Origin of the sequence: Pseudothauera rhizosphaerae (assembly GCF_004801305.1) — a bacterium.
Taxonomy (GTDB): domain Bacteria; phylum Pseudomonadota; class Gammaproteobacteria; order Burkholderiales; family Rhodocyclaceae; genus Pseudothauera; species Pseudothauera rhizosphaerae.
On the sequence record NZ_SSOD01000009.1, the window covers coordinates 110,233 to 131,076 of the forward strand.

25 protein-coding genes are annotated in these 20,844 nt (G+C 69.1%); 11 read left to right on the forward strand and 14 right to left on the reverse strand.

Annotation, left to right across the window (positions count from 1 at the left end; translation table 11 throughout):
• Positions 1-55: 55 nt before the first annotated feature.
• Positions 56-718, reverse strand: coding sequence for a ribose-5-phosphate isomerase RpiA (gene rpiA, locus E6O51_RS12955; protein ID WP_136385410.1), 663 nt, complete (start codon positions 716-718; stop codon positions 56-58).
• A 93-nt stretch (positions 719-811) separates the two neighbouring features.
• Here rpiA and E6O51_RS12960 point away from each other — a divergent pair, with 93 nt between their 5' ends.
• Entirely contained in the window at positions 812-1,639 is an 828-nt protein-coding gene (locus E6O51_RS12960) for a ferritin-like domain-containing protein (protein ID WP_136385411.1), read from the forward strand.
• On the opposite strand, the gene ccsB is transcribed toward E6O51_RS12960, so the two are convergent.
• From ccsB to E6O51_RS12975, 3 genes are all read right to left on the reverse strand, one after another.
• Positions 1,624-2,769: a c-type cytochrome biogenesis protein CcsB gene (ccsB, locus tag E6O51_RS12965; protein ID WP_136385412.1), complete on the reverse strand. Its 1,146-nt coding sequence runs from the start codon at positions 2,767-2,769 to the stop codon at positions 1,624-1,626. The genes E6O51_RS12960 and ccsB overlap by 16 nt on opposite strands.
• Entirely contained in the window at positions 2,769-4,832 is a 2,064-nt protein-coding gene (locus tag E6O51_RS12970; protein WP_136385413.1) for a cytochrome c biogenesis protein ResB, read from the reverse strand. The genes ccsB and E6O51_RS12970 overlap by 1 nt, the downstream gene beginning before the upstream one ends.
• A gap of 93 nt (positions 4,833-4,925) precedes the next feature.
• The gene (locus tag E6O51_RS12975; protein ID WP_136385414.1) at positions 4,926-5,537 is read right to left on the reverse strand and encodes a c-type cytochrome; all 612 of its coding nucleotides are present in this window, start codon (positions 5,535-5,537) and stop codon (positions 4,926-4,928) included.
• Positions 5,538-5,667: 130 nt separating this feature from the next.
• Between E6O51_RS12975 and yihA the strand changes: the two genes are divergently transcribed.
• The 3 genes from yihA (at position 5,668) to E6O51_RS12990 (ending at position 8,021) form a co-directional block, all read left to right on the forward strand.
• Positions 5,668-6,285, forward strand: coding sequence for a ribosome biogenesis GTP-binding protein YihA/YsxC (yihA, locus tag E6O51_RS12980; protein WP_136385415.1), 618 nt, complete (start codon positions 5,668-5,670; stop codon positions 6,283-6,285).
• Positions 6,286-6,483: 198 nt separating this feature from the next.
• Entirely contained in the window at positions 6,484-7,488 is a 1,005-nt protein-coding gene (gene hemB / locus E6O51_RS12985; RefSeq protein ID WP_136385416.1) for a porphobilinogen synthase, read from the forward strand.
• Entirely contained in the window at positions 7,485-8,021 is a 537-nt protein-coding gene (locus E6O51_RS12990) for a GNAT family N-acetyltransferase (RefSeq protein WP_136385417.1), read from the forward strand. The genes hemB and E6O51_RS12990 overlap by 4 nt, the downstream gene beginning before the upstream one ends.
• A 12-nt stretch (positions 8,022-8,033) precedes the next feature.
• Here the strand turns inward: E6O51_RS12990 and E6O51_RS12995 are convergent, their stop codons facing one another.
• On the reverse strand, positions 8,034-8,771 hold the full coding sequence (locus E6O51_RS12995) for an SDR family oxidoreductase (RefSeq protein WP_136385418.1): 738 nt from the start codon (positions 8,769-8,771) through the stop codon (positions 8,034-8,036).
• 128 nt (positions 8,772-8,899) lie between these two features.
• On the opposite strand from E6O51_RS12995, the gene E6O51_RS13000 reads away from it, so the two are divergent.
• Positions 8,900-9,811: a LysR family transcriptional regulator gene (locus E6O51_RS13000; protein ID WP_136385419.1), complete on the forward strand. Its 912-nt coding sequence runs from the start codon at positions 8,900-8,902 to the stop codon at positions 9,809-9,811.
• 4 nt (positions 9,812-9,815) lie between these two features.
• On the opposite strand, the gene E6O51_RS13005 is transcribed toward E6O51_RS13000, so the two are convergent.
• From E6O51_RS13005 to bioB, 3 genes are read right to left on the reverse strand one after another with little or no spacing between them, the layout of a single operon-like run.
• Positions 9,816-10,466, reverse strand: coding sequence for a pyrimidine 5'-nucleotidase (locus E6O51_RS13005; protein ID WP_136385420.1), 651 nt, complete (start codon positions 10,464-10,466; stop codon positions 9,816-9,818).
• Between the two features lie 3 nt (positions 10,467-10,469).
• Positions 10,470-11,372: a methyltransferase domain-containing protein gene (locus E6O51_RS13010; protein ID WP_136385421.1), complete on the reverse strand. Its 903-nt coding sequence runs from the start codon at positions 11,370-11,372 to the stop codon at positions 10,470-10,472.
• A gap of 20 nt (positions 11,373-11,392) precedes the next feature.
• On the reverse strand, positions 11,393-12,391 hold the full coding sequence (gene bioB / locus E6O51_RS13015) for a biotin synthase BioB (protein ID WP_136385467.1): 999 nt from the start codon (positions 12,389-12,391) through the stop codon (positions 11,393-11,395).
• A 64-nt stretch (positions 12,392-12,455) separates the two neighbouring features.
• On the opposite strand from bioB, the gene E6O51_RS13020 reads away from it, so the two are divergent.
• Both E6O51_RS13020 and E6O51_RS13025 read left to right on the forward strand, forming a co-directional pair.
• Positions 12,456-13,160, forward strand: coding sequence for a ComF family protein (locus E6O51_RS13020; protein ID WP_230976787.1), 705 nt, complete (start codon positions 12,456-12,458; stop codon positions 13,158-13,160).
• Between the two features lie 27 nt (positions 13,161-13,187).
• Positions 13,188-13,658, forward strand: coding sequence for a tRNA (cytidine(34)-2'-O)-methyltransferase (locus tag E6O51_RS13025; protein ID WP_136385423.1), 471 nt, complete (start codon positions 13,188-13,190; stop codon positions 13,656-13,658).
• Between the two features lie 6 nt (positions 13,659-13,664).
• On the opposite strand, the gene E6O51_RS13030 is transcribed toward E6O51_RS13025, so the two are convergent.
• From E6O51_RS13030 to E6O51_RS13055, 6 genes are all read right to left on the reverse strand, one after another.
• The gene (locus tag E6O51_RS13030) at positions 13,665-14,648 is read right to left on the reverse strand and encodes an NAD(P)H-dependent glycerol-3-phosphate dehydrogenase (RefSeq protein ID WP_136385424.1); all 984 of its coding nucleotides are present in this window, start codon (positions 14,646-14,648) and stop codon (positions 13,665-13,667) included.
• A gap of 4 nt (positions 14,649-14,652) precedes the next feature.
• On the reverse strand, positions 14,653-15,102 hold the full coding sequence (locus tag E6O51_RS13035; protein WP_136385425.1) for an SH3 domain-containing protein: 450 nt from the start codon (positions 15,100-15,102) through the stop codon (positions 14,653-14,655).
• A gap of 4 nt (positions 15,103-15,106) precedes the next feature.
• Positions 15,107-15,574, reverse strand: a complete 468-nt coding sequence (gene secB, locus E6O51_RS13040; protein ID WP_136385426.1) for a protein-export chaperone SecB — start codon at positions 15,572-15,574, stop codon at positions 15,107-15,109.
• Positions 15,575-15,616: 42 nt separating this feature from the next.
• On the reverse strand, positions 15,617-15,865 hold the full coding sequence (gene grxC / locus E6O51_RS13045; RefSeq protein WP_136385468.1) for a glutaredoxin 3: 249 nt from the start codon (positions 15,863-15,865) through the stop codon (positions 15,617-15,619).
• 23 nt (positions 15,866-15,888) lie between these two features.
• A complete protein-coding gene (locus E6O51_RS13050; RefSeq protein ID WP_136385469.1) occupies positions 15,889-16,326 on the reverse strand; it encodes a rhodanese-like domain-containing protein in 438 nt (145 codons plus the stop codon).
• 86 nt (positions 16,327-16,412) lie between these two features.
• Complete coding sequence (locus E6O51_RS13055) at positions 16,413-16,739, reverse strand: ArsR/SmtB family transcription factor (RefSeq protein ID WP_136385427.1); 327 nt, start codon at positions 16,737-16,739, stop codon at positions 16,413-16,415.
• Positions 16,740-16,867: 128 nt separating this feature from the next.
• Here E6O51_RS13055 and gpmA point away from each other — a divergent pair, with 128 nt between their 5' ends.
• From gpmA to E6O51_RS13075, 4 genes are read left to right on the forward strand one after another with little or no spacing between them, the layout of a single operon-like run.
• On the forward strand, positions 16,868-17,617 hold the full coding sequence (gene gpmA / locus E6O51_RS13060) for a 2,3-diphosphoglycerate-dependent phosphoglycerate mutase (RefSeq protein WP_136385428.1): 750 nt from the start codon (positions 16,868-16,870) through the stop codon (positions 17,615-17,617).
• A 20-nt stretch (positions 17,618-17,637) separates the two neighbouring features.
• Positions 17,638-18,927: a murein hydrolase activator EnvC family protein gene (locus E6O51_RS13065; protein WP_136385429.1), complete on the forward strand. Its 1,290-nt coding sequence runs from the start codon at positions 17,638-17,640 to the stop codon at positions 18,925-18,927.
• A gap of 41 nt (positions 18,928-18,968) precedes the next feature.
• Positions 18,969-20,333 (forward strand): S41 family peptidase, encoded by a 1,365-nt coding sequence (locus tag E6O51_RS13070; RefSeq protein WP_136385430.1) that lies wholly within the window; start codon positions 18,969-18,971, stop codon positions 20,331-20,333.
• A 27-nt stretch (positions 20,334-20,360) separates the two neighbouring features.
• Positions 20,361-20,810, forward strand: a complete 450-nt coding sequence (locus tag E6O51_RS13075) for a hypothetical protein (RefSeq protein ID WP_136385431.1) — start codon at positions 20,361-20,363, stop codon at positions 20,808-20,810.
• Positions 20,811-20,844 lie beyond the last annotated feature (34 nt).

Consider the following 20,844-nt stretch of genomic DNA (forward strand, 5'->3'; position numbering starts at 1 on the left):
GCATGGGAGTTTCCTGAACCGCTGCAGGCTAGCACCGGTGCGTTAAGGATTTGTTTCAGCCGCGTTCGAAGCGCTCCACGCCGCCGGGGGCGGCGAGCAGCAGCACGTCCGCGCCGCGGTGGGCGAACAGGCCGTTGGTGACCACGCCGACGATCTGGTTCACCCGTGTCTCGAAGCCGCGCGGATCGGTGATCGCCAGGCCGTGCACGTCGAGGATCAGGTTGCCGTTGTCGGTCGTGAAGCCTTCCCGCAGCACCGGCTTGCCGCCCAGCGCGGCGAGTTCGCGGGAGACGTGGCGCGCCGCCATCGGGATCACCTCCACCGGCAGCGGGAAGCACCCCAGCGTGGCGACCTTCTTGCTCGCGTCGCAGATGCACACGAAGCGCCGCGACACCGCGGCAACGATCTTCTCCCGCGTCAGCGCGCCGCCGCCGCCCTTGATCATCGCGAAGCCGCCGTCGATCTCGTCGGCGCCATCCACATACACCGGCAACTCGTCCACATTGGTGAGTTCGACCAGCGGAATGCCGTAGGCGCGCAGGCGCGCGCTGCTCGCCTCGGAGCTGGACACCGCGCCGGCGATGCGCGACCTGATGCCGGCCAGCCCGTCGATGAAGTGGTTGACGGTGGAGCCGGTGCCGACGCCGATCACCGCGCCTTCCGGCACGTAGTCCAGCGCCGCCAGCGCGGCGGCCTTCTTCAGTTCGTCCTGGGTCATGGGGAAAATCCTGCCTCGTCCTGGGGTTCGCGAGCGAGTGCATTATCAACCAAAATCCCGGCGTTCTGCGCCGCTGTTATAGACTCGCGCGCCATGCAGATTCAGTCCCTACACGATGCCGCGCTGGCGGCGCTGATGCTCCCCGATCCGGACGGCAAATGCCGCGCCACGGACGCGCTGCTGGCCGACCGGCGGGCAGGCCGGCTGGCGGTGGTGGCGGGCGCCGACGACCCCGCGCCGGTGACCGAGCCCGGCCGTCCGCCGCGCCCCGAACTGGTGGCGCCGCAGGCGGTGCCAATGCGCCGCGCGGGCACGCGGGAGGGGCATGCCGCGCTGCTGCACGCCATCGCCCACATCGAGTTCAACGCCATCAACCTGGCGCTGGATTGCGTGTACCGCTTCCGCGCGCTGCCGGCCGAGTTCCACGATGGCTGGCTGGCGGTGGCGGCCGAGGAGGCGCACCACTTCGGCCTGGTGCGCGGCCGTCTCCGCGCGCTGGGCTTCGACTACGGCGACTTCCCGGCCCACAACGGGCTGTGGGAGATGGCCTGCAAGACTGCCGGCGACCCGCTGGCACGCATGGCCCTGGTGCCGCGGGTGCTGGAGGCGCGCGGACTGGACGCCACGCCGCCCATCATGGCGAAGCTGAAGGCCATCGGAGACCGGGACAGCGTGGCGGTGCTGGAGATCATCCTGCGCGACGAGATCGGCCACGTGGCCCTCGGCGACCGCTGGTTCCGCGTCCTGTGCGCCGGGCGCGGGCTGGAGCCGGAGGCGACCTACGTGGAACTGATCGAGGCCTTCGACGCGCCCCGGCCGCGGCCGCCCCTGCACGTGGAGGCGCGGCGCGCGGCCGGATTCAGCGAGGCGGAACTGGCGCGCTTCGGCGCGCCGCCCGCCGGCGATCAGAGATTGCCGTAGGAGTGCAGGCCGGAGAGGAACATGTTGACGCCCAGGAAGGCGAAGGTGGTGACCAGCAGGCCCACCACCGCCCACCAGGCCAGCATGGTTCCGCGCAGTCCCTTGGTGAGCCGCATGTGCAGCCAGGCCGCGTAGTTCAGCCACACGATCAGCGCCCAGGTCTCCTTCGGGTCCCACTGCCAGTAGGTGCCCCAGGCTTCCGCCGCCCACAGGGCGCCGAGGATGGTGGCGATGGTGAAGAAGGCGAAGCCGATGGCGATGGCCTTGTACATCACGTCTTCCAGCACCCGCGGCGCGGGCAGGCGGCTGGCGAGGATGCCGCGCTCCACCAGCAGGTAGGCCACGCCCACCATGGCCGACAGGGCGAAGGCGCCGTAGCCGATGAAGTTGGTGGGCACGTGCACCTTCATCCAGTAGGACTGCAGCGCCGGGATCAGCGGCTGGATCTCGTGGGCGCCGCGGGAGAACGCGTACCACAGCAGGAAGGCCACCGCGGCGGAGATCACCACCATGACGAAGGCGCCCATGCGGCGAGTGCCGTAGCGCAGCTCGTAGTAGAGGTAGAGCAGGGCGGTGATGAGGCTGAAGAGGACGAAGACCTCGTACAGGTTGCTGATGGGGATATGGCCGATCTCCGGCCCCACCAGGTAGGACTCGTACCAGCGCGCGAAGAGACCCGCGGTGCCCATCGCGGTGCCGATCCAGACCAGTGTGGAGCCGGTCTTCTCGCCGAATTCCGAGCGCGCCAGCAGGCCCAGCCAGTAGGCGCCGGTGGCCATGAAGTAGAGGGCGCTCATCCACATGATGGCGGTCTGGCTGGAGATCAGGTACTTGAGGAAGAACACTTGCTCGGCGCGCGCCAGATCGCCCTGGTAGAGCCAGATGCTGGCGAGCGACAGCCCGGCCACCGCGGCGAGGAAGCTGCGGAAGGGCTTCCAGTACCAGCCGATGGCGATCAGCACCGGCACGTGCAGGAGCAGGATCAGGTCGTCGTAGATGTCCATGAACGCGCCGTAGCGCACCAGCGCGAGGCCGGCGCCCGCCACCAGGGCGAGGGCGTACAGCCAGTCGAAGAGGTCGCGGTTGCGCAGCACGCCGGAGGGGCTGCGGGCGGGGTGGGCGAGTTCCATCACTGTCCTCGTGGGGTGGCTTCCGGGGCGGGGGCGGCCGGATCGAGCAGGCCGCGCAGGGCGGCGGCGTGGCGTTCGAAGGTTTCGTCCACGTCGATGGCCTTGCGGTTGGACGACAGGGTTACCAGTCCGTTGCCGTCGTGCTTGAGCAGCACGAACAGGCGCCGTTCGCGGATGTAGAGCATGGCGAAGACGCCCAACACCAGCAGCAGCGAGCCGATGTACACCAGCGGCTTGCCGGGAGAGCGCGTGACCTGCAGCACCGACGCCTGCACCTGCTCGTAGCCGGTGAGCTGCATGAACAGCGGCGCCTCGTAGAACAGGCTGTCGGACAGGGCGGCGATGGCGTCGCGCAGGTAGGCGGCGCGGGGCTCGTCGATGGCCAGCGGCGCCTGGCCTGTCTGCTCTCGCGTCATCTGCCAGGCTTCCCACACCAGACCCTGCAGGATCTTGACGAACACGTCGGCGGCGCGCTCGCGCTCGGCCTGGGGCACGCCCTTCTCGATGAAGGTGCCGATGCTCTCGTAGCCCTTTTCACCGAACAGCATCAAGGTGTTCACCGCGGTCTCGATCAGGCGTTTGCGCAGTTCGGCCGTGTCCTCGCCGTCGCCGAAGCTCGTGTGCGCAAAACGGCGCGCGAGTTCGTCGCGCCGGGCCGGGTCGAAGACGATGTCGCGGAGGGCGAACCAAGTATCGATGCTGCCGTCGTCATCCACCGGCAGGCGCAGGAAGCGGAACGCCTCGGCCTGGGTCGCGCGCGTGCCGGTGTAGAGATACCAGCGTCCGCCCTGTTCGATGGGCAGCATGTAGTTCTTGAATTCCCGCGCCTGGCCGGCCTCGTCCCGCAGCTTGAAGGTGAAGCTGGGGCCGATGTTGCGCAGCTCGCGGCCATCGTCCGTGGCCCGCGCGCCGCTGCCCAGGTGGCGGGTGAATCCTTCCGCGCCTTCGGCGGCCCTGGCGCCTTCGCCCATGTCTTCCACGTTGAAGGGGGTGAAGCCAGTCAGTTCCAGCGCGTAGTTGAAGCGCGGGTGATTCAGTTGCAGCGTCTCGCCCACCCGGCCTTCGATCTCCAGCACCGGCGCCTGGGAGCCGGCGGCCAGGTTGCGTCCGGCGATCTTCAGCAGGGAGCCGCCGTCGTCGAAGCTGGACTGGTACATCGTCACGCCGCGGTATTCGAGCGGGCGATTGACCTCGATGGTGTGCTCGAAGGACTCGCCGGTGGCGTCATCGGTGACGATGATGTCGCTGGCGAAGCGCTTGGGCATGCCGTTTTCGTAGTGGTCGATGTGGAACTTCTTCAGGGAGATGGTGAAGGGCAGTTCCTGGATCAGGATGCCGTCGTCCAGGCTGACCACCGCCACGTTGGCGGCGCGGCCTTCCGGGATGAACACATTGCCGCGGTAGCTCCGGTTGTCCTCACCCAGGCGCGCGGATTCGGGGATGTCGGCGATGAGCTGGTTGCCGCCGGTCGTCTGCTTGCCGCCCAGCCACATCTGCACCTTCAGCGGCAGGTTGCCGTCGAGCAGGCCGCCGAGGCAGATCAGCACGATGGCGCCGTGGGCGAGGAAGTAGCCGGCCCGGCTCGCGCTGCCCTGCTTGGCGGCGAGCAGCACGCCGTCCTCGCGCTGGTCGCTGCGTGCCTTGAAGCCCTGCTGCGCCAGGTAGGCGGCCACGCGTGCCTGTTGTTCGCCCAGCGGCAGTCCGCCCGGCAGTTCGGCCTGGTGGGCGAACTGGCGCAGCGACACTTCCCGCGCGTGTTCGCGGAAGCCGCGCATCTCCCGCAGCATGGGTGCGGTCTGGCGGGCGATGCACAGGCCGGTGGACAGGACCAGGAAGGCCAGGATGACGAGGAACCAGCCGGCGTTGTAGACCGCGTAGAGGCCGAGCTTCTCGAAAATGGGGAACCAGAACGGGCCGAACTGGTTGAGATAGGCGTTGAACGGTTCGTTCTGCTTGACCACCGTGCCGATCACCGAGGCGATCGCCAGCACGGTGAGCAGGCTGATGGCGAAGCGCATCGAGCTGAAGAGCTCGAACAGCCCCTTGGAAGTGCTGCGTTGCATCCTGATCCTCAGGCGGCAGGTTCGGGTCCGGCGAAAGAAAAAGGGGCGGTCGGGCCGCCCCTTCTCATCGCTGCGCGGACGAATCGTCCCGCGTCAGCGCAGGCCGGCCGCGTAGTCGGCCACGGCGCGCATTTCAGCGTCGGTCAGCTTCAGCGCGATGGTGCGCATCATCTGGTTGGGATCGTTGTCGCGGCCGCCGTCGCGGAACTTCTGCAACTGCAGCGCGGTGTATTCGGCGAACTGGCCGGACAGGCGCGGATACTGCGCCGGCAGGCCGGCTCCGGCGGGACCATGGCACGCGGCACAGGCGGGTACGCCCTTGTCGGCGATGCCGGCACGCCAGATCTTCTGGCCCAGCTCGACGGTTTCCAGGTTCTTGGTGGGTTCCGGCTGCAGGGTCTGGCTGGCGAAATACTGGGCAACGGCGGGCACGTCCGCATCTTCCACGATGGCCGCCATGGCGCTCATGACCGGATCCTGGCGCACGCCTGCCTTGAATTCGTGCAACTGCTTCTCGAGATACTGCGGGATCTGCCCGGCGATCTTCGGGTTGGCCGAAAGCTGGCTGTTGCCATCCGCCGCGTGACAGGCCACGCAGACGGTTTCGGCGATCTGTTTCGCCTTGGCAAGATCGGGAGCCTGCGCCTGGACCTGGAGGCAACCTCCGGCCATCAGCAGCGCGAGCAGCAGGGAACGCTTGGTCATAGTGTCCTCGGAAAGCCGTGAGTGGATGTTTCAAACGCGGTATTCTAATACAGGAAGCCGGTCTTGCGCGACGCAATGTGGGTTTCCCGCGCGCTGCGCCGCCCGCCTGCCCGTATTCCTTTCTATTCCCATGTCCCTCTTTCGCAACGCAACATTCGAGATATCCGTCGCCCAGAGCGCGGCGCTGCCACCGGCCCAGGGTGCGGAGATCGCCTTCGCCGGGCGTTCCAACGCCGGCAAGTCGAGCGCGATCAACACGCTGGCGGGGCATACCCGCCTGGCCTACGTGTCGAAGACGCCCGGGCGCACCCAGTTGATCAACTTCTTCCGCCTCAACTGCGGCGCCGCACTCGTCGATCTGCCCGGCTACGGCTATGCCCAGGTGCCGGAAAAGGTGCGCCGCCAGTGGGCGGGGCTGCTGGAGGACTATCTGAGGAGGCGCGAAAGCCTGATCGGCCTGGTGCTGATCATGGACGCGCGCCATCCGCTGACCACGCTGGACCACGCCATGATCGGCTGGTTCGCGCCCACCGGCAAACCCATCCACGTCCTGTTGACCAAGAGCGACAAGCTGTCGCGCAACGAGGCCAACAAATCGCTCTTCGCCGTGCGCAAGGCGCTCGCCGAACTGGGCGGGCGGGTCACGGTGCAGCTATTTTCCAGCCTCAAGAAGACCGGGGTGGAGGAGTGCGAGGCCGTGGTGGCCGGTTGGCTCGGCCTGGACATGCCGGTGGCGGCGGAAAAATAAAACCCCCGGCCAAAGGGGAGAAATGCCGGGGGTGGAAAAATGCCTTGAAAGGATCAAGGCACCCGCTCAGGGAGGTGAAGCGGGAGACGGCTCAGCACCATCTGCTTGCTAAGATGGAGCCTCCCCTGCGAAGTTCCACCTCCATTTCGTTACCGGATGTATCCCTGATAACCGTATTTGTTGAGAGTTAGAGCAACCATGCGACCCACCGGAGCCTTTCCCGTCACCCGCATGCGGCGGATGCGCCGCGACGATTTTTCCCGCCGCCTGATGCGCGAGAACGTGCTGACCTCCGACGACCTGATCTATCCGGTGTTCGTGCACGAGAAGGCGGGCCGCGAACCGGTGGCGTCCATGCCGGGTGTGGAACGCCTCTCCATCGACGAGTTGCTGAAGGTGGCCGAACAGGCCCTGGAACTGGGCGTGCCGGCGCTGGATCTGTTCGGCGTGCCCGACCCGGCGGCCAAGACCACGGATGGCGCCGCCGCCTGGCGGGAGGACGGCATCGTGCAGCGGGCGATCCGCGCCCTGAAGGCGCGCTTCCCGGAACTGGGCGTCATGACCGACGTGGCCCTGGACCCCTACACTACCCACGGCCAGGACGGCCTGATCGACGAGAGCGGCTACATCGTCAACGACGAGACGGTGGAGGCCCTGGTTCGGCAGTCCCTGTCTCATGCGGCCGCCGGCGCTGACGTGGTCTCCCCCAGCGACATGATGGACGGCCGCATCGGCACCATCCGCACCGCCCTGGAAAGCGCGGGCTTCATCCACACCCGCATCCTCGCCTACAGCGCCAAGTACGCCAGCAGCTTCTACGGCCCCTTCCGCAGCGCCGTGGGCAGTGCTGCCAACCTCGGCAAGGGCAACAAGTACACCTACCAGATGGACCCGGCCAACTCGGACGAGGCCATCCGGGAGGTGGCGCTGGACATCGCCGAAGGGGCGGACATGGTCATGGTCAAGCCCGGCATGCCCTACCTGGACATCGTGCGCCGGGTGAAGACCGAGCTGCAGGTGCCTACCTACGTCTACCAGGTGAGCGGCGAGTACGCCATGCTGAAGGCCGCCGCGGCCAACGGCTGGCTGGTGGAGGAAGCCTGCATGCTGGAGAGCCTGCTGGCCTTCAAGCGCGCCGGGGCCGACGGCATCCTGACCTATTTCGCCCTGGACGCCGCGCACTGTCTCAAGCGCGGCGCATGAGTCCGAGTCTCCTGCACACGCCCGGCGAGGTGCCGGGCGGCGTGCTGTTGCGCCCGCTGCGGGCCGCCAACCTGGCGGAAGTGCTGCGCCTGCAGGCGTGCGCCTACCCGGCGGAATACCACGAACGTGCCGAGGTGTTCGCCTCGCGCCTGGCGCTCGCGCCAGGGGGCTGCTGGCTGGGCGAGCGCGGTGGGCGGGCGGCGGGCTACGTGATCGCCCACCCGTGGTGCGGCGTGCAGCCGCCGCAACTGCACGTACCGCTGGACGAACTGCCGGCGGCCGGCGCTGCGGCCGTCTTCCTGCACGACATGGCTGTGTGCCCCCAGGCGCGCGGCAGCGGGCTGGCGCAGGCGCTGTTCCGCAAGGTGCGGGCCTGGGCGGCGGAGCAGGAAGCGCGGGAGATCATGCTGGTGGCGCTGGCCGACGCGCGCGGCTTCTGGCAGCGCCTGGGCTTCGTCGCCGATCCGCGGCCACTGCCGGCCTGTTATGGCGACGGCGCTTGCTGCATGCGCCTGGCCCTGCCGGCGCGCTAAGGTGCCCGGGACTCAGGCGAAGCCGCCGTTGGCGCGCAATACCTGCGCGTTGATCCAGCCGCCGTCCGGCCCGGCGAGGAAGGCCACCGCGGCGGCGATGTCCTCCGGCGTGCCGAGGCGTTCCAGCGGGGTGGCCTGTACCGCCTGGGTGATCTGCTGTTCGCTCTTGCCGGTGAGGAAAAGCTCGGTGGCCACCGGCCCCGGCGCGATCGCATTGACGGTGATGCCGCGCCCGCGCAGCTCGTTGGCGAGTACCCGGACCAGCCCTTCGACGCCGGCCTTGGCGGCAATGTAGGCGCCGTAGCCGGGGAAGGCCTTGGCGATCACGCTGGAGGACAGCGCCACGATGCGCCCGCCGTCCGCCACTTCCCGCGCGGCATGGCTCAGTACCAGGAAAGCGCCGCGCAGGTTCACCGCCACGATGCGGTCGAAGCCGGCGAGATCGCCCGCGGCGAGCGGGGCGAGGGACATGATGCCGGCACTGTTGACCACCACGTCGATGCGGCCGAAGGCGCGGCGGGCGGCGGCGAACAGGCCGGCCACCTCGTCCGCTTGGGAGACGTCGGCGGGCACGGCGATGGCGTGGCCACCGGCGGCGGTGATGGCGGCGACCGTTTCGTCGGCGCCGGTGCGGTGGCCGGCGTAATTGACCGCCACCGCATGGCCGTCACGGGCCAGGCGCAGGGCAATGGCCTGGCCGATGCCGCGGGAGGCGCCGGTGACGATGGCGACAGGGGGATGCGTGGACATGATCGGACTCCGGTGGGCGGGACGCCGGTGCGCCCTGCGCCTTGCGGGGTATTGTGCTGATTGTTCATGGGTCAATAAATCGGCCAGAATTGGCATGAATGTCCAATTTTGGCCAACAATCAACACCCATGGACCGCTTCGATTCCCTGCGCCTGTTCACCCGCATCGTCGAACTGGGCAGCTTCACCAGGGCCGCCGCCGCGCTCGGCCTGCCGCGCGCCACCGCCACCTACGCGATCAAGGAACTGGAAGACCGGCTGGGCGTGCGCCTGCTGGAGCGCACCACCCGCCAGGTGCGGCCGACGGTGGACGGCCAGAGTTTCTACGAACGCTGCGCCGTCATCCTGAACGACCTGGAGGAGGCCGAGGCGGCGCTCCAGCCGGCGGCGGCCAATCCGCAGGGCGTCCTGCGCCTGGACCTGCACGGCGTCCATGCCAACCGGGTCATCCTGCCGCGCATTGCGGAGTTCCGCGCGCGCTACCCGCGCATCGAACTGCGCATCAGCACCGGCGACCGCCTGGTGGACCTGGTGCGCGAAGGGGTGGATTGCGTGGTGCGCGCCGGCGTGCCGCGGGATTCCTCGCTGGTGGCGCGGCGCATCGCCGCCCTGCCGGAGGTGGTGTGCGCCAGCCCGGACTATCTGGCGCGCTGCGGCATTCCGCGGCATCCGGACGATCTGGCGCGGCACGAGGCGGTCGGCTTTTTCGCCCGCGAGCAGGACATCCAGTACCCCTTCCGCTTCCTGATCGACGGCCGGACGGCGGAGTACAGGCCGCCCAGCCGCATCGCGGTGAGCGATGCCGAGGCCTACACCACCTGCGCCTTGCAGGGCTGTGGCCTGATCCAGGTGCCGCGCTTCCGCGTCGAGGCCTACCTGTGTTCCGGGCAACTGGTCGAGGTGCTGGCCGACTGGCCGGGTCCGCGCCTGCCGGTGTCGGTGCTGTATCCCCGCCACCGGCATCTGGCGCCCCGGGTACGGGCCTTCGTGGACTGGGTGGCGGCGATCTACGCCGAACGCTTCGGCCCCGCGCCGGGCTGAGGTCTCAGCGCTGCAGCAGATTCCCCAGCCCGCGGCGCAGGTCCAGCACCGAGGCGATCTTCAGGTCCACGTAGGCCGGGCTGCGCAGGGCGCGGCTGACCCACACCGTGCGCATGCCCAGGCGGCGTGCGGTGCGCAGGTTGGCGGCCGAATCCTCCACCAGGATGCAGCGCGCCGGATTCAGGCGGTGGGCGCGCAGCAACTCGCGGTAGGCGCGGATGGAGGGCTTGGGGTGCAGCTTCATGCGCTCGATGCCGAACACGTCGGTGAAGTGGCGGCGCACGCCCATGAGCTGCAGGATGGTCTCCGCGTAGCGCTGGGGGCCGTTGGAGAACACGATCTTGGGGCCGGGCAGGCGGCGCAGCAGGCCGCCCAAGGCGCGGTCGAACACCATCAACTCGTGCAGGCGCTCGAAGCGGTGGGTTTCCACGAGGAAGTGGTGCGGATCGGTGCCGTGGTGGCGGATCAGCCCGGTCAGCGTGGCCCCGTAGCGCTGCCAGTAGGCCACGCGCAGCGCGTTCGCCTCCTCGGCGGTCAGCCCCAGATGCCGCTCCAGATAGGCGGTCATGCTGCGGTTGATGTGAGGGAAGATGTGCGGACTGGCGTCGTGCAGCGTGTTGTCCAGGTCGAACAGCCACACCGGCGCCTGGGACATGCTTCAGCCCGCCTTGCCCGCGCGGGGCTGGAAACGCACGATGGCGCGGCCGTCCTCGGTGGTTTTCGGCTCGGCTTTCCAGGCGTGGCCCTGGATCACCTCGAAGGTGGCCGGCAGGCGGCCGTCGCGGCGCAGTGTCTCGTAGCGCTCCCGCGCCTGCGTCCAGCCCCGGCGGCCGGAGAGGCCTCGTGGCCGGCTGGCGGCGGCGTTGGCGCAGCCTGTCAGGCGCAGGTCGGCGAGCAGGGCGTCGAAATCGGCGTAGGTCAGGGTCAGCATCTCCATGTCCATCACCGGATCGGAGAAGCCGGCCTGCACCAGGGCGTCGCCGATGTCGTGCATGTCGATGAAGCGGTGCACGCGCTCGCCGGCCGCATCCGGCAGCGCGGCGCGCAGCTCTTGCAGGGTGTCCGGCCCCAGCGTGGAGAACATCACCATGCCGCCCACTTCCAGCACGCGGTGCATCTCCTTCAGGGCCGGCAGCGGGTCGGTGAGCCAGTTCAGCATCAGGTTGGACCACACCATGGAAACGCTCCGGCTCGCCAGGGGCAGGGCAGTGGCGTCCGCACCGACGAGGGGCATAGCGGGCGCGCGGCCCAGGAGCCGGCCGAGCAGGCCGTGCTGCGCCCGTTCCCGGCGGCGGGCTTCGGCCAGCATGGGCAGGGCGAAGTCGGCGCCGATGCGCTCGGCCTGCGGATAGCGCTTGGCGAGCAGGGCGAGATCCTCGCCCGCGCCGCAGCCCAGGTCGAGGATGCGGCGCGGGGTGAAGCGGATGTAGTCCAGCCGTTCGTCCATGCGGCGCGCCAGTTCCCGCGCCAGCACGTCCGCGCCGGCAGGGCGCGCGGCGGCCGCGCCGAAGCGCCGGCGCACCAGCGCGCGGTCGAGCGCGAAATCCTGCGGGGCCGCCACGATACGGGTCGGACGAGCGCTCAGACGGACTTCAGGCCGAGCCGCTGGAACAGCCGGTCGTCGCCGTCCGCATCCGGGAGGCCGGTGGTCAGCAGGCGCTCGCCGTAGAACATGGAATTGGCGCCGGCCATGAAGCACAGGGCCTGCATCTCGTCGCTCATCTGCTGGCGGCCGGCTGACAGGCGCACGTAGCTGGCGGGCATGGTGATGCGGGCGGCGGCGATGGTGCGTACGAACTCGAAGGGGTCGAGCGGTTCGGCGTCGCCCAGCGGGGTGCCGGGGATGGGCACCAGGTTGTTGATGGGCACCGATTCGGGCGGGGTTTCCATGTTGGCGAGCTGGGCGATCAGCGCGGCGCGCGCGCGCCGCGTCTCGCCCATGCCGACGATGCCGCCGCTGCACACGTTGATGCCGGCACCGCGCACCTGGTCCAGGGTGTCGAAGCGGTCCTGCTGGCTGTGGGTGGTGATGACCTGGCCGTAGAACTCGGGGGCAGTGTCCAGGTTGTGGTTGTAGTAGTCCAGCCCGGCGTCGGCGAGCTTCTCGGCCTGGCCCTCTTTCAGCATTCCCAGCGTCACGCAGGTCTGCAGGCCGAGCTTCTTGACCTCCCTCACCATCTCCAGCACCGGCTCCAGGTCCTTGTCCTTGGGGCCGCGCCAGGCCGCGCCCATGCAGAAGCGCGAGGCGCCCTTCGCCTTGGCGGCGCGGGCGTTCTCCAGCACCTCGTCGAGGGGCATCAGGCGCTCGCGCTCCAGGCCGGTGTCGTAGCGCGCGGCCTGGGAACAGTAGCCGCAGTCCTCGGAACAGCCGCCGGTCTTGATGGACAGCAGGGTGGAGCGCTGGATGGCGTTGGGGTCGAAATGCAGGCGATGCACCTGCTGGGCGCGGTACAGCAGATCCATGAAAGGCAGTTCGAACAGGGCCATCACTTCGGCCACCTGCCACGGCTGGCGGGCGGGGGCACTGTCGGGGACGTGGGCCTGCAGGGGGCGTTCTACGACGCCTGCGTCAGAAGTCATTGTCATGAAACGGATTCCGGGCTGTAATGCGGTAGTCGCGCATGTTCGGACATCGGCGGAAACCTTGTCAAATACGATCGCCCTGCAACGCCTGCTCAATCACGTGGCCGATCTGCTGCTGCCGCAGGAGTGCTTCGTGTGCGGCGCCGGCTCCGGCGGCGAGGCGGTCTGCGCGGCCTGCCGCGCCGAACTGCCGCTGCAGCCCCAGGAGGCGGCCTGCCCGGTATGCGCGCTGCCGTCGCCGGGCGGCGCGGTGTGCGGCCGCTGCCTGCGCGAGCCGCCGGCCTTCGACACCACCCGCGCCCTGTTCGCCTACGCCTTTCCGGTGGACCGCATGGTGCAGGCGCTCAAGTATCATCACCGCTTGGCGCTGGCGCGTTTCTTCGCCGACCGCCTGCTGGAACTGCCGCCGCCCGAGGGCGCCGACCTGCTGCTGCCCATGCCGCTGCATGCACACCGGCTTAGGGAGCGCGGTTTCAACCAGGCGGCGGAGATCGCCCGCCCGCTGGCCGCGGCCTGGGGTCTGCCGCTGGAACTGGCGACGGTGCGGCGCGAACGCGAGGTGCCGGCCCAGGCCGGGCTGGATCGCAAGGCACGCATCGCCAACCTGCGCAATGCCTTCCGCTGTGCGCGCCCGCTCACCGGGCTGCATGTGGTCGTGGTGGACGACGTGATGACCACCGGCGCCAGCCTGAACGAACTCGCGCGCACCCTGAAGGCCGGGGGTGCGGTGCGGGTGGAGAACCTGATCGTCGCCCGGACGCCGTGACCGGCCGGGCCTGTGCCCTGCCATCCCATGTTCGACATCGTCCTCTTCCAGCCCGAGATTCCGCCCAACACCGGCAACGTGATCCGCCTGTCGGCCAACTGCGGCGCCCGCCTGCATCTGGTGAAGCCGCTGGGCTTCGAGATCACCGACCGCACGCTGGCGCGCGCCGGGCTGGACTACCACGATCTCGCCCACGTGACCGTGCACGAGGACTGGGCGGCCTGCCTGGACGCGCTCGCCGGGCGGCGCATCTTCGCCTTCAGCACGCGTGCGCGGCGGCGCTACGACGAGGTGGATTACCGGGCGGGGGACGTGTTCCTGTTCGGCCGCGAGACCAGCGGCCTGCCGGATGAGGTTCTCGCGACGCTGCCGGAAGCGCAGCGCCTGTGCGTTCCCATGCGGCCTGCCAACCGCAGCATCAACCTGTCCAACGTGGTGGCGCTGGCGGTGTACGAAGCCTGGCGGCAGCAGGATTTCGCCGGGGCGGCGGAACCGTAGCCGTCCTTACTCGTGCTTGGGATCGCGGGCGAGCAGCCGGTCTACTGCGTCGGTGGCGGACAGGCCGTGGTGGAGCAGGGCGTCCACCGCTTCGCACAGGGGCATTTCCACGCCGTGGCGGGCGGCCAGCGCGACCACCTCGCGGGTGGTGGATACGCCTTCGGCCACGTGGCCGAGTTCGCGCAGGATGTCGTCCAGGGTCTTGCCCTGCGCCAGCGCCAGGCCGACGCGGCGGTTGCGGGAGAGGTCGCCGGTACAGGTGAGGATCAGGTCGCCCATGCCGGCCAGGCCCATCAGGGTCTCCGGCCGGCCGCCGAGGGCGACCGCGAGGCGGGCGATCTCGGCCAGGCCGCGGGTGATCAGCGCGGCGCGGGCGTTGAGGCCGAAGCCCATGCCGTCCGAGACGCCGGCGGCGATCGCCATGACGTTCTTGATCGCGCCGCCGATCTCGGCGCCGACCAGGTCGTTGTTGGCATACACGCGCAGCAGCGGCCGGTGCAGGATGGGCAGCCAGCGTTCGATGAAACCGGCGTCGTGGGAGGCCAGCGTGATCGCGGTGGGCTGGCCGCGCGCCACTTCGGCGGCGAAGCTCGGGCCGGTGAGCACGCCGCAGGGCGCATCCGCGCCGAGTTCCTCGGCGACGATCTCATGGGGCAGGCGTCCGCTGCCCGCTTCCAGGCCCTTGCAGGCCCATACCAGCGGGGTGCCGGGCTGCAGGCGCTGCAGTTCGCGCACGGCGGCGCGCAGGCCGGACAGGGGGGTGGCCACCAGGTGCAGGTCGGCGCCGGCGGCGACTTCGGCCAGCGAGTCCGGGAGCCCCAGGTCTTCGGGCAGGGCGATGCCCGGCAGGTAGCGGCGGTTCTCCCGTTCGCGGCGCATCGCCGCGACGTGTTCGGGGTTGCGCGCCCACAATGCAACCTGGTGTGGGCCGTGGAAGGCCAGCGCGAGCGCCGTGCCCCACGCGCCTGCACCCAGGACGGCGATCCGCATCCGGCTACAGTCCCCAGACCTCGGTGACGCGCAGGTAGCCGCTGGCGCCGTCGCGGTGGCGCACGTTCACCCAGCCGTTGCCGGCCGCGCCCGCGAAGTCGAGCACCACGTCCTTCACCACTTCGAAGGCGGGCGGGCTGTTCTCGTCCGGGCTGCGGCGGGCGGTGGCGCGTTCGGCGCTGACCAGCAGCGTGCGCTTGTCGGCGAGCTGGCGCGCCTCGATCCAGGCCAGCGCGCCGCCGCCGGCGTCGCGCACCTTGACCCACTTGTCGAGCACCACCACCACTTCCACCGGCGTGCCGGTGGCGACGATGAACAGGCGCTTGCCCTGGGCGGAGGGGGAGTCGAACAGGATGGCCGGCTCGCCCACCGAGCGGTAGTCGATGGCGTGGGCGGCGCCGGCCGCCAGGGCCAGGGCTGCGCTGAGGAGAAGGCGGGGGGCTTGCCTGAACATGGCCTTACTGGATCGGGACTTCGGTGGCGGCCGCGCCTTCGGCGCTCTGCTGGCGCTGGGCCTGGTAGAGCGCTTCGAAATTGACCGGGGCCAGCATCACCGGCTGGAAGCCGGCGCGGGTCACGGCGTCGGACACGGCCTCGCGGGCATAGGGGAAGAGGATGTTGGGGCAGCCGATCATCAGCACCGGCTCCAGCTCGCCCTCGGGGATGTTGCGGATCTGGAAGATGCCGGCCTGCTGGACTTCCACCAGGAACACGGTCTTGTCCTCGCCCAGCGTGGCGGTCACGGTGACGGTGAGGGTGACGTCGAAGATGCCCTCATCGATGCCGTTGCCCTCGGTGCGGAGCTGCACGTTGATCTGCGGGTTTTCGCGTTCGAGGAAGACGCGCGGAGCATTGGGCACTTCCACCGAGAGATCCTTGACGTAGAGCTTCTCGATGCTGAATACGGGTTGGGCGTTGTCGGTCATGAACGTGGTCCGGTGTGGGTTCGGGAAAGGGGCGCAGGGCCTTCAGGCGGAGGCCTGCAGCAGCGGGTCCAGCTTGCCTTCGCGGTCGAGCGCGTAGAGTTCGTCGTAGCCGCCGACATGGTAATCGCCAATGAAGATCTGCGGAACCGTGCGGCGTCCGGTGAGCTGCATCATCTCGTCGCGGCGTTCCGGGTCGAGGTCGATGCGGATCTTTTCGATGTCGGCCACGCCCTTGCGCTTGAGCAGCGCCTCGGCGCGCACGCAATACGGGCACACGCCGGTGGCATACATGCGGATGTTCCTGGGGGTGCCGCTCACTTCTTCTTCCCCTTTTCCTTGCCGCGGCCGCGGTCGAGCGGCTGCCCGGCCTTTTCCCACTCGTAGATGCCGCCGCGCAGGTTGTAGAGCTTTTCGAAGCCGGCCTTCCTGAGCGTCGACACGGCGCCGGCCGAGCGCGCGCCGCTGGCGCAGCACAGGATCAGCGGGAGGTCGCGCAGTTTGTCCAGTTCGCCCTTGCGGCGCTCCAGGTCGCCGAGCGGGATGTGGCGGGCGTTGGGGATGTGGCCGCGGGCGTATTCGCCCTCGTCGCGCACGTCCACCACCACCGCGTCCTCGCGGTTGATCAGCAGGGTGGCCTGGATCGGCGACAGCAGCGACTTGTCGGCCTTGGTCCGGATCGTCTCGATCAGCAGCCAGCTTCCGGAGGCCACGGCCAGCGCGGCCCAGTGCCAGTTTTGCTGCAGGAATTCCACTTGCATGTTGCTCCGTTGAAGGTTGGTGAGAGGCGTGGTGAATAGAGCCGGCCGGCCCGGCGGGGATGCGGCGTCCTGCCCGCGGCTCAGGCGCCCGGCTTGTCGCTGCAGAACACCTCGCGCATCAGCCCGATGAGCTGCAGGGTGCGCTGGTCGCCGACGCGGTAGTACACCCGGTTGGCGTCCTTGCGGGTCTGCAGCACGCCCTTGTCCCGCAGGATGGCGAGATGCTGGGAGATGTTGCTCTGCGAGGTACCCACCGCATCGACGATGTCCTGCACGCACACCTCGGTGTCGCCGAGCACGCACAGGATCTTCAGGCGCAGCGGATGGGCGATGGCCTTCAGCGCCCGGGCGGCGGTCTCGATGTGCTCGTGCCTGTCGATGAGCGTGAAGATTGCGTCTTTGTTCACGATGGTCCGCGGAGAGCGAAAGGACCTAGTATAAAATAATGCGCCGGATTCTTGCGTGACCGTTCGGTACTGCATGCCGTCGTCCGCTCCGTTCCCGCCAACCCATTTTCTCCGGATTTCGAACGCACATGTACAAGATCGTTCTGCTTCGCCATGGCGAGTCCACCTGGAACAAGGAAAACCGCTTCACCGGCTGGACCGACGTGGACCTCACCGAGAAGGGCGTCGAGGAGGCGCACGCCGCCGGCCAGTTGCTCAAACGCGAAGGCTATGCGTTCGACGTGGCGTTCACCTCCGTGCTCAAGCGGGCGAACAAGACGCTCAACATCGTGCTCGAGGAACTCGATGCGTTGTGGCTGCCGGTGGAACATTCCTGGCGCCTCAACGAGCGCCACTACGGCGCGCTGCAGGGCCTCAACAAGGCCGAGACTGCGGCCAAGTACGGCGACGACCAGGTGCTGGTCTGGCGCCGTTCCTACGATACCCCGCCGTCCCCGCTGGGTGACGACGACCCGCGCTTGAACTGGAACGACCCCCGCTACGCTTCGCTGCCGCGGGCGCAATTCCCGCGCACCGAATGCCTGAAGGACACCGTGGCGCGCGTGGTGCCGTACTGGGAAACCGTCATCGTGCCGCAGATCCTGTCCGGCCGCCGGCTGCTGATCGCCGCTCACGGCAACAGCCTGCGCGCGCTGATCAAGTATCTGGACAAGATTTCCGACAGCGACATCGTCGGCCTCAACATCCCCACCGCCCAGCCGCTGGTCTATGAGCTGGATGCCGATCTGCGTCCGCTCAAGAGCTACTACCTGGCCGACGAGGACACCATCCGTGCCGCGCAGGCCGCGGTCGCCAGCCAGGGCAAGGCCAAGGGCTGAACCGCCGCCGGGCGCACCGCATGCCGACCTCCGGCCATATGCTGCGCGCGGCCTGCGCCGCGCTCTTGCTGGGGCTGCTGCCGGCCGGTGGCGTGCTGGCGGACCCCACGGCCGAGGCCGAACAGCGGCGCGCCGACCTGGACGAGGTCAAGCAGCGCATCCGCGAGCTGCAGAAGGAGATCGCCGCCACCGAGCAGTCCCACAGCGGGGCCACGGCCGCGCTGGTGGAAGCCGAGCGCTCGGTGTCGCGGCTGCAGCGCCGGCTGCGCCAACTCGCCGGCGAGCGTGTCGAAGCGGAGCGCGCGCTGGCCCGCCTGGAGCGCGAACGGACCGAAGTCGAGGCGCGCATCGCGGCACGCCAGACCGAGCTGGCCGACTGGCTGCGGCGGCACTACATGTACGGCGGCGCCGACGGCGTGGCGCCCTTTCTTTCCGCGCGCGATCCCAACCAGATCGCGCGCGATGCGCACTATCTGGAACACCTGGGCCGTGCGCGGCTGGCACTGATCGACGAGCTGCGCGGCGATCTGCGCGAGAAGGCCGAGCTTGCCGCGGCCGAGAGCGCCCGCCGCGACCGCCTCGCCGCGCTGGAGACCGAACAGCAGGAACGCCGCACCGAACTGCAGGCCATGCAGGAGACGCGCAAGCGCGCGGTGGCCGAACTGGCCGCGCAACTGCAGGGGCAACGCAAGGAGGTCGCCACGCTGCGCCAGGACGAGCAGCGCCTGGGACGCCTGGTCGAGGCCCTGGCGCGGGCCGCCAGGGCGCAGGAGCGTGCGCGCGAGCAGGCTGCGGCGCGGGCGGCGGCACAGCAGCGTTCGTCCTCGGGGGCGGTGGCCACGCCGGGGCGTTCCGCCGAGCCGGTGGTGGGCCGGGTCAACCAGGCCGCGGGGCCGTCGGCGGGCAACGTGGCTTTCGACAAACTGCGCGGCAAACTGCGTTTTCCCGTGCGCGGCGAACTGGTTGGACGCTTCGGCGCTCCAAGGGCGGAAGGCGGCACGACGTGGCGCGGCGTGTTCATCCGCGCCGCCGGCGGTGCGGACGTGCGGGCGGTGGCCGCGGGCGAGGTGGTGTATTCGGACTGGCTGAGGGGTTTCGGCAACCTGATCATCATCGACCACGGGCGCGGCTACCTCACCGTCTATGGCAACAATGACGCGTTGCTGAAGGTCGTGGGCGATCCGGTGGCCGGCGGCGATCCCATCGCCAGCGTGGGCACCAGCGGGGGCGGTGCGGAAACGGGTTTATACTTCGAAATCCGCCATGAAGGCAGGCCGGTGGACCCCCTGCAGTGGGTCAGGCTCGACTGAGGTGAAAGGTTAACGACGGCGGGTTCGCCGCGGGAGTTTACATGCGTAGCAAGCTTCAGAATTTCGGACTCATCCTGACCGGCGTGTTCGCCGGCGTGCTGATCAGCCTCAACTTTTCCGCCAATGCCGACAGGGTCGCGCCGGCGCCGCTGCCAGTGGAGGAGTTGCGCGCCTTCGCCGACGTGTTCAACGCCATCAAGCAGGGCTACGTCGAGCCGGTGGAAGACAAGAAGCTGATCACCCATGCGATCAGCGGCATGCTGTCGGGCCTTGATCCGCATTCGGCCTATCTCGACGCCGAGGCCTTCAAGGAACTGCAGGTGGGCACCCAGGGCGAGTTCGGCGGGCTGGGCATCGAGGTCGGCATGGAAGACGGTTTCGTCAAGGTCATCTCGCCGATCGAGGACACCCCGGCCTTCCGCGCCGGCGTGCAGGCGGGCGACCTGATCGTCAAGCTCGACGACACCCCGGTCAAGGGCATGACGCTCAACGACGCGGTCAAGCGCATGCGCGGCAAGCCCAACACCCGCATCACGCTCACCATCATGCGCAAGGGCGAGACCGCGCCCATCGTGCTCACGCTGACCCGCGAGGTGATCAAGGTGCGCAGCGTGCGCTCCAGCGTCGTCGAGCCGGGCTACGGCTACGTGCGCGTGGCCCAGTTCCAGGAGAGCACCGCCTCCAACCTGGTCGAACACCTGGACAAGCTGGCCAAGGAAGGCCCGCTCAAGGGCCTGGTGCTCGACCTGCGCAACGATCCGGGCGGCCTGCTGCACGGCGCGGTGGGGGTGGCGGGAGCCTTCCTGCCGGCCAACACCCTGGTGGTATCCACCGACGGGCGCACCGAGGATGCCAAGCGCGAATACCGCGTGGTGCCGGAAGACTACCTGCGCGGCCGGCGCGACGACTTCCTGCGCACCTTGCCCGCCGAAATCCGCGACGTGCCCATGGTGGTGCTGGTCAATGCCGGTTCCGCCTCCGCGTCCGAGATCGTCGCCGGGGCCCTGCAGGATCACAAGCGCGCGGTGGTGATGGGCACGCAGACCTTCGGCAAGGGCTCGGTGCAGACCATCCTGCCGCTCAACGCCAACACCGCGATCAAGCTCACCACGGCGCGCTACTACACGCCGAGCGGGCGTTCCATCCAGGCCAAGGGCATCGAGCCGGACATCATCGTCGAGGAGACCGCCAACGGTTCCTCGCGCCGCGTCCGCGAGGCCGACCTGCAGGGGCATCTGGAGAACGACCGTGTGCCGGAGGTGCCCGCGCAGACGCCGGCCGAAAACGGTCCCGCCGGGCAGGAAGAGGTGCCGCCGCGTTTCGAGATGGGCGGCAAGGACGACTACCAGCTCACCCAGGCGATCAGCCTGCTGAAGGGCCTGCAGATCGTCCAGAACAAAAAATAGGGTCTGAGCCGCGGGGGAGGGCGATCGATGCGTCGGGAAACCGCCTACAAGCTGGCCGGCCGGCAGCACGACCATCCGGTCGTCGGCGCGGGCATCCGCAAGGAGCGCGAACTGCGCTTCAAGGCCCTGCCGCCGGGCCAGGTGGAGGCGGCCTTCCGTTCGCTGTGCCTGCTCAAGGGGCTGCAGGTCGAGCGGCGCGCCAACCCGTTGGCGCTCACGGTGCGCTACTCGGTGCTCGATTACTCGCTGGAGACCATCGAGGATGCCCTGCACGAGGCCGGCTTCGAGCTCGACAACACGCTGTACATGAAGCTGGTGCGGGCGCTGGTGTATTTCTGTGAGGAAACCCAGCGCCACAACCTCGCGTCGCCCGAGCGCCTGATCAAGCAGTCGAACGAGGTCTACATCCAGGCCTGGAATCACCACCAGCACGGCGACCACGACGACGCGCCGCCGGAGCTGCGCGAATACAAGTGAAGGGAGCGGCCGCTGCGGCGCCGCGTCCAACCCC